Origin of the sequence: Saccharothrix deserti, assembly GCF_009769385.1 — a bacterium.
GTDB classification, from domain to species: Bacteria; Actinomycetota; Actinomycetes; order Mycobacteriales; family Pseudonocardiaceae; genus Actinosynnema; species Actinosynnema deserti.
In genome coordinates, this window is sequence record NZ_VKAB01000111.1 from 1 (window position 1) to 7,304 (window position 7,304).

Genomic DNA, 7,304 nt, shown 5'->3' on the forward strand with positions numbered 1-7,304 from the left:
TGGTTCCGCCGACTGCGGGTCAGGTGGGAGATCCGGGACGACATCCACGAAGCGTTCCTGAGCCTGGCCTGCGGCATCATCTGCTGGCGCCGCCTGCGCAACTTGTCATTGAGTTAGGAGTTCTTAGGGCGTCGACGCGGGCGCGCACGTTGGGCACCGCGTCCAGCAGCGGTTCCAGACCGACGACGTCGTTGCGGTTGCTACCGGTCAACAACACGGCGAGCGGGATGCCGCCGCCGTCGGTCAGAACATGATGCTTGGAGCCCGGTCGGGCGCGGTCGACCGGGCTCGGCCCGCTTTTGGGCCGCGTCGCGCGGCCCGGACATGCGAGGTGTCGATCACCGCCCGGTCCCAGTCCAGCCTGCCCGCCGAGTGCAGCTCCGCGAGCAGCAGCTCGTGCAACCGGGACCAGACGCCAGCCTCGTTCCAGTCGCGCAGGCTTCGCCAACAGGCCATTCCGGAGCTGCTTCTGTCATCGCTTCGTCGTTGAACTCGACCAAGGTTGACCACACCGGACTCTTCCTCTGACAACCTCGCCCAAATACCGTGAAGATCTTTAGATTAGGATGCTCGGCCGTGGAGGACGACATCCGGGACGACGCGCTCAGCCTCCTCCGAGAGGCACTGGCCTGGCGGCTGATCGGCGACCGGTGGCGCGCCGTCGACCGTGCCCTGGACGGCATGGCTGCGGCACTGGAGCGGGGCGAGGCCGACGCCTTTCGGAGGGTGCTGCATGACCTGGAGCTGGCCGGCCCGACTCGCGTCGTTCCGATCGAGGGCGCGTCGGTGCTGCCCGCACCCGAACCCGTCCGGGAGCGGATCAACCAACTGGTTCACACGTTGGCGGAGGTCGACCGGCCCGATCGGCGAAGCCCGCAGGACGACCGGGATGTCGCCGCGGACTGAGGCCCTCGTCGTCCACCTGTTCGTGGCCGCCGACAGCGAGCATCGCGCCGACGACCTCGCCCGGCTGCGGAGCACATGGCAGGCGTGCGGGAGCGCGCTCGGCATGACCGGACGGGTGCCGGATATCGACCTCGACCCGAAGGCGGGCTGGGACGACGACGGCACTCGCTCGACAGGGCTGTTGGCGGCGCGGACGCGGCCGGGCAGCGGGGTGTGCCAGGCGGTGTTGCGCCGTGAGCACGACGTGTTCTGCTTGTCTGCGGTGCTGGAGCCGGACTCCGCCGAGGGCGTCGGCTGGGCTGAGCTGGACCGGCGGTGGTCGGCGGCGGCAGGCGGGTCGTGGCCGGGGGTGCTCGGCGTGGCGCGGCTGTTCCTCGCCCGCACGGCGGACTCGGCTGCGGTGCCGGAGGCGGTGCGGACCGGCGTCCCCGCCGACCCGGCAGCGCCGTTAGCCTGGCGGGAGCGCGGGATCACCGTGCCGCAGGGCTTCGCGGTGTGGGAGGCGTCGTCACGGGTCGACACGAGGCCGGAACGGCGGCTGGTCGTGCTGGCAGCCGAGGACCGCGACGTTGAGCTGAGCGCTTGGACGTGGCTCGGCGCGGGACTGGAGCTGCCACCGCTGGCGAAGTACCTGCTGCACGCCGCGAAAATGCGCTATCAACTGCGGGTCTGGAAGGCCGCCGAGGGGGTTGGGAACCTGCGCCGAGAAGCCGACACGATCATCCAGCGGCTGCTGGCCGCCGTCGGGCCCACGTGGGAGCCCGGTCGGGGGCCGAGCTGGTGGCGGCGGTCCGCGAGCTGACCTCGTTGCAGGCGCGGGAACTCGGTCTGATCGACCGGACGACCCGGCTGCGCGAGATGTGCCGCACGGTTGACATCGCGACGGCCAACCTGGTGGCGTTCGTCGGCGACGAACTCGGCGGGCTGTTCGCCGACGACCGTGAGCTGGCCGGGTGGTTCGTCCACCGGTTGGACGACGACGCCACCTACCTGGAGGCGACGCTGCAACGGGCCGCGCAGGTGGGCGCGTTGCTGGACCAGTTCGTGCAGCGCAGCAGGCAGCGCCGCCAGGAGAGCATTAATCTCGGGTTGACCGGGTTCGTCGGTGCGGTCCTGATGAGCCTGGCCGCGATCCAGTCCCTTCAATACACGGTGCCACTGCCTGCGGCGGTCAAACCGGCCGTCGTCGCCGCGCTCGGCGGGCTGGCGCTGCTGGTGTCGCTGATCGTGCTGCGGATCGTCGTACCGGACCGGCGCTGGTCGCGGGTCCTGGTCCACGCCGGGGCTGGAGTTGTCTGCGGCGCGTTCGGGTGGATCGCGGGGGCTGCCTCCCTCGCACACTGGCACCGGCTGGACCTGGGCGATCGCAGGGCTCGGACTGACGCTGGGCACCTCGACATCCGCACTGATCACCAGGTTCCGGCGCTGAAACCGCAGTTTTGGGAGCCTCGACCGTTCAGGCGCTGCTAGCGTCGGCCGGGTGTCCTACGTCTACGTCATGACCGAAGACGAAGGTTCCTACCGCGCCACCGCGACCGCCGCAGACCGGTACCGCGTGCGGCGGACGGGGTGGCGGCGCTGGGTCGCGCCCGGCGAAGCGCGCTTGTTGCGCCGCGGCACCCGTCGGCACGCCCGCTACCTAAACGGCGGCGACGCGCGCCACCTCGACCGCGCGATCCGGGACTTGGGCGAGGCGGTCTGGAGCCGGACGGCGAACGCGCGGCGCAGGTCGCTCCGCCGTCGCCCGGACCCGGCCCGGTGCGCGCACGGCCTCGCCGCCGCCCTGTTCGACAAGTACCGGCGCACCGAACGGCTCTCAGACCTGGACGACGCCGTCGACTGGTGGCAGGAGGCGCTGGACGCGCAGCGCAACGACACCCCGCTCCGGGCGAGCACCCTGGCCGCCCTCATCACCGCCGTGTACGAGCGGGCTGGCACCACCTCCCGGCGGGAGGACCTGCCCGACCCGATCGAACTCGCGCGCGAACTGGGTGAGACGACGTCAGCGCCGGTTCTGACCCGGTTGGCCGCCGCCGGTTCCTGGGGCTACGCCGCGGCGGTCGCCGACGGACCGGCGGCGGGCCTGCCCGGTCTGGAGACCGCGGTCCGGCTGCTCCCGAGGGCGGCGTGGTGGGGGCACAGCCGGGACACTCGCGAGGAGGTGCTGGCAGAGCACACCGGTCTGGCCGCGGACGCCGCCGCGTGCGCGGTCGTCGCCGGACAGCCTGCACGCGCCCTGGAACTGCTCGAAGGTGGGCGCGCGGTGCTGTGGGCGCAACTGCTGCGGACCCGGACCGACCGGGCCGCGCTGCGGCGGATCGCGCCGAGGCTTGCCAAGCGGATGGACCGGGTCGCCGAAGCCCTGGAACGCGACCACGGCACGGCGGGCAAACGCGCGTCCCTGGTCGCCCGGTGGTCCACGATGGACGAACGGGCGCACGCTGAGCTGCTGCGGGAGTGGGAGCGGCTGGCCCGACGGGCGCAGGAGGCCGTGCCCGGCGGCACCTTCACCATGCCGCAATTCGGCCTGGACCTGCGACCCGCCGGGGCCGAGGGGCCGGTCGTGGTGGTCAACGCCAGCCGCCTGGGGTGCTGCGCGCTGATCGTCCGGGACGGCGAGCCCGAACCCCGGGTGGTCGACCTGCCCAGCCTTTCCCACTCAGACGCCCTCACCCGCGCCGCCCGCTACGTGACCGCGCTGGCGGACGGCGAGTCCGAGCGCGAACAGGTCGTGCGGGAAACGCTCACCTGGCTCTGGCAGGCGGTTGCCGAACCCGTGCTGGACGCACTCGGCTACCGGGAGCTGCCCGACGCGACGCCCTGGCCCCGCGTGTGGTGGTGCCCGACCGGCCCGCTGATGACGCTCCCGCTGCACGCCGCTGGCCGCCACGCGGACTCCGCCGCCGCCCTGGACCGGGTCGTCTCGTCCTACACGCCCGCACTGAAGGTCCTGGTGCACGCCCGTCGGACCAGGGATGCCGGGAACGACGCCGACCGCCGCCTGCTGCTGACGACGCCGGGCGAGGACCCCGAGCAGGAGAGCCTGCCGGGCGCCGCCCGTACCCGCGCCCACCTGGAGGACCTACTCCCGGCCGAGCGGCGCACCACTCTGGAGGGCGTGGCGGTGACCCGCGCGGCGGTGGAGGCGCAACTGCGGCGGCACGTGTGGGCGCACTTCGACTGCCACGGCGTGCAGCACCTCGACAAGCCCTTCGACGGCGGCCTGGTACTGCGTGACGGCACCCTGACGGTGGCCGATCTCGCGGGCATCCGGCACGATCACGCCGAGTTCGCGTTCCTGGCGGCGTGCCGGACCGCCGTCGGGGGTGACCGGATACCGGACGAGGCGATCACGCTGACCGCAGCGCTGCAGCACGCGGGCTACCAGAACGTCATCGGCGCCCTGTGGTCCGTGCCCGACCGCCCGGCGGCACGCATCACCCGGTCCGTGTACGACGCGATCGTCCGCGACGGCCTGCTCCTGCCGGCCGAGAGCGCACGCGCGCTGCACGACGCGATCCGCGAGGAGCGGTCCCGCCGCCCGGAGCACCCGAGCGCGTGGGTGCCGTTCCTGCACGCCGGCCTGTGACCCGCCGGGAGGAGGGCGACCCGGCGACGGTGCCGGAGCTGATCGCGCGGCTCGAGGCGCTCATCGCAGACACCGCCGACCACTACGCGCGCCTCGCCGCCGTCACGGCGGTGTGGAACGCCTGGTACGACGAGGGCGATCGGCTCACGGAGGAACACGGCATCGGGGACATCGAGCGCTACCGCACGGTCCTCACCGAGAGCCTCCCACAGCGGGAGCGCAGGGACGAGCACTACCGGGAGCCCTACGAGGCCAAGCAGAAACTTGTCCGGGCACTGCACCGCACCGGCGACCCCCGGGCGGCACCCGTGCTGGTGGCGGCGCTGGCCGTGCTGGCGGCGCGCTCGCAGACGGAGGTGCTGCGCTCCCGGCACCGGGTCGTCACCGCCATGCGGATGCAGACCGTCGAGCAGGGCCGCTATCTCGGCGGCCGGCCACCCTACGGCTACCGGCTCGTCGACGCCGGGCCGCATCCGAACCGGGCATTGGCCCGACGCGGGGTCCGACAGCAACGGCTCGTGCCGAACTCCGCCACGGCACCCGTGGTGAAGCTGATCTTCTCGTTACGTCTGGCCGGGCACAGCGCCGCGGGCATCGCCCGCCACCTCAACGAGCAGGCCGTACCCAGCCCTACGGGCACGGACGCGGAACGCAAGGGATCTCGGGTGGATCACGGCTGGTCGTTGCGCACGGTGGTGGAGATCCTGGGCAATCCGCGCTACACCGGCCACCAGGTGTGGAACCGCACCAGCGCCGACCGCGCCACCCGCTCGCCCAGCGGACGACGGGCCAGCGTCCGCAACGAGCAGCACGCCTGGGCGATCTCGACCCGCATCGCCCACACCCCGCTGGTGTCCGAGCAGGACTTCGTCACCGCCCAGACCGTCCAGGCCACCAGGCAAAGCGTCCACCAGGCCGACTCCGATGGCGGCGAGTGCGTCTACCTGCTGGCGGGCAGGCTCCAGTGCGGGTTGTGCGGGCGGAGGATGGACTCGCACCGCTGCCACGGCCGGGCCGCCTACCGCTGCCGCCACGGCCACACCAGCGCCCGTACTCGACCGGAGGGCGCGCCGGGCAACCTCTACCTGCGCGAGGACCACCTGCTGGCCCGCATCGCCGCGCACCTCACCGCCGCGGGCATCGCCGACAACCCCGACCCCGCCTAGACCGCACGACTGGTCGACGTCCTCGGGCTCGTCTTCCGCTGCGACGCCGCCGGCGTCGCACTGCTCGACCGCGACACCACCGGGCGAGCGCGCACACCACGCAGACGCCCCACACCGCAGCCCGTCCACGACCTGCCCGGAAACGAAGACCGTGGAAAGACAGGCGGACAGCTCCTGCTCGCCCTGAGCTACGCAACCGCCTCGGAGGCCGACCAACCCGACGCGCCCGCGGACCAGGTCGACGCACCGGCTCGCGGAACCCGCCCCGCGCGCCAGCCTCTCCGGCCGCCGGCCCGTCCCGAGCGCCCTTCAGTGCCACAGCGGCGGCACCGGCAGACCGGGTTCCACGTCGCCCTCGGCGCCACCCGTTCGCGGGACACATCCCTGGCCGGGCGAGACGAACACCCACCGCCGGACGAACCCCACCACGACCGCCGTCGACAGGTCTTGGCACGACGAGCCGGACGCCGCCCACTGCTCCTGCCCGCACGCCGGCAGACACCCCACGAGCAGCGACCACCAGGTAGGCTCGGGGCGGCGTCGGGAAACACAAAGCCCCACGACGCTTCCAGGTGACCTGGAATTACATCGTGGGGCAAATTATGTGTCCGAGGGGGGACTTGAACCCCCACCCCCTTGCGGGGACTAGCACCTCAAGCTAGCGCGTCTGCCATTCCGCCACCCGGACTCCTCGGCTCTCGCCGTGGTGTGTGCATAGATTACATGATCGTTCTGGGTGGTCAAAATCGGGGGGTCAAGTGCCGTCTGACGTGCGGCGATGGGATGTGACATCGCTGGCTGGCGGCGGGGTGGTCGGAGTTGTGATGTGGGTCGCGAACGTCCGCGAGGGGTGGTCCACGTGATGTTGGGTCTTGCCACCCGGTGACCGCCTCCTGGAGCACATCCTGGCGGAAGTGGACCGTGCGTGGGCGGGTGTGCAGCGAGCGATGCCGGTAATCCGGGCGCGAGAGTTCAGACCGGAAACCGGTAGTGCACGTCGGGTACGTGGGCTGACTGGGCAAATGGGCAGTTCTTTGATCCCTTTGGATCAGATCAACGGCAAGCTGGGAACAGCACTCGACTTGGCAGTGGATCCATCACGGACACGCTCGACGTCATCGACTCGGAACGTCCACATCTGTGGAGTATTGCCGTCTCTGACGTGACAGGGTCGATCTCTCTTGGAGAATTGTTCGTGTCTGTTTCCGAGCTACGTCTGTTGGGTGAGTTGTGACTGCCGACGATAGTTGTCACCTGCCGGAGATAATTGTCACCATGCTGGTTCGGAGATCGGCGGGTCGGTAGGTGTCCTTGCCGGACCGGACTACGAGCCGGTCGTCATGAGCGCACGGTCAGGGCACGATGGCAGGCGGCGTCTCGCTGGTCACCATCGATATGTCGCTTCGCGCTGTGGGTCTGGGTGTCCACGCGCCCGGCGGTCGGCGAGCATGTTCCGAGCTTCCAGGACGTACTCGCCGACTTTCGCGAACCACGCGGTCACCGAGTTATTGCTCCTGGTACTACATTCCGAGATCATGTGGCAGCGGGTCGCCGCGCCGGCGGTAATGACTGATCAGGGCCCTGCTCAGGTGGACCTGGCGCCATAGCGCACGGGTGATCGCGGCGCCGACATCGACGACGCG

At 71.2% G+C, this 7,304-nt stretch carries 6 protein-coding genes, 1 tRNA gene and 1 pseudogene; 5 read left to right on the forward strand and 3 right to left on the reverse strand.

Translation table 11 applies throughout. The annotated features are described in order from the left end of the window. Positions 1-142: 142 nt before the first annotated feature. Positions 143-462 (reverse strand): annotated as a pseudogene (locus FM051_RS49355) (transposase); the annotation flags it as partial. Between the two features lie 114 nt (positions 463-576). On the opposite strand from FM051_RS49355, the gene FM051_RS49360 reads away from it, so the two are divergent. From FM051_RS49360 to FM051_RS49380, 5 genes are read left to right on the forward strand one after another with little or no spacing between them, the layout of a single operon-like run. Further along, positions 577-906, forward strand: a complete 330-nt coding sequence (locus tag FM051_RS49360) for a CATRA system-associated protein (protein ID WP_158854839.1) — start codon at positions 577-579, stop codon at positions 904-906. Then, positions 890-1,708, forward strand: coding sequence for a CATRA conflict system CASPASE/TPR repeat-associated protein (locus tag FM051_RS49365; protein WP_158854841.1), 819 nt, complete (start codon positions 890-892; stop codon positions 1,706-1,708). Before FM051_RS49360 ends, FM051_RS49365 begins: the two co-directional genes overlap by 17 nt. Next, the gene (locus FM051_RS49370; RefSeq protein WP_158854843.1) at positions 1,660-2,376 is read left to right on the forward strand and encodes a CATRA conflict system CASPASE/TPR repeat-associated protein; all 717 of its coding nucleotides are present in this window, start codon (positions 1,660-1,662) and stop codon (positions 2,374-2,376) included. The genes FM051_RS49365 and FM051_RS49370 overlap by 49 nt, the downstream gene beginning before the upstream one ends. Before the next feature lie 10 nt (positions 2,377-2,386). Then, positions 2,387-4,495 (forward strand): CHAT domain-containing protein, encoded by a 2,109-nt coding sequence (locus tag FM051_RS49375; RefSeq protein ID WP_158854845.1) that lies wholly within the window; start codon positions 2,387-2,389, stop codon positions 4,493-4,495. Then, the gene (locus FM051_RS49380; RefSeq protein WP_158854847.1) at positions 4,492-5,661 is read left to right on the forward strand and encodes a recombinase family protein; all 1,170 of its coding nucleotides are present in this window, start codon (positions 4,492-4,494) and stop codon (positions 5,659-5,661) included. Before FM051_RS49375 ends, FM051_RS49380 begins: the two co-directional genes overlap by 4 nt. 309 nt (positions 5,662-5,970) lie before the next feature. On the opposite strand, the gene FM051_RS49385 is transcribed toward FM051_RS49380, so the two are convergent. Both FM051_RS49385 and FM051_RS49390 read right to left on the reverse strand, forming a co-directional pair. After that, positions 5,971-6,168, reverse strand: coding sequence for a hypothetical protein (locus FM051_RS49385; RefSeq protein ID WP_158854849.1), 198 nt, complete (start codon positions 6,166-6,168; stop codon positions 5,971-5,973). Positions 6,169-6,266: 98 nt separating this feature from the next. Further along, positions 6,267-6,349 (reverse strand) — tRNA-Leu (locus FM051_RS49390). Positions 6,350-7,304: the final 955 nt, after the last annotated feature.

Excerpts from the sequence above, each read along its gene's own strand:
- FM051_RS49365 (WP_158854841.1), top strand. The coding sequence starts at position 890 with ATGTCGCCGCGGACTGAGGCCCTCGTCGTCCACCTGTTCGTGGCCGCC.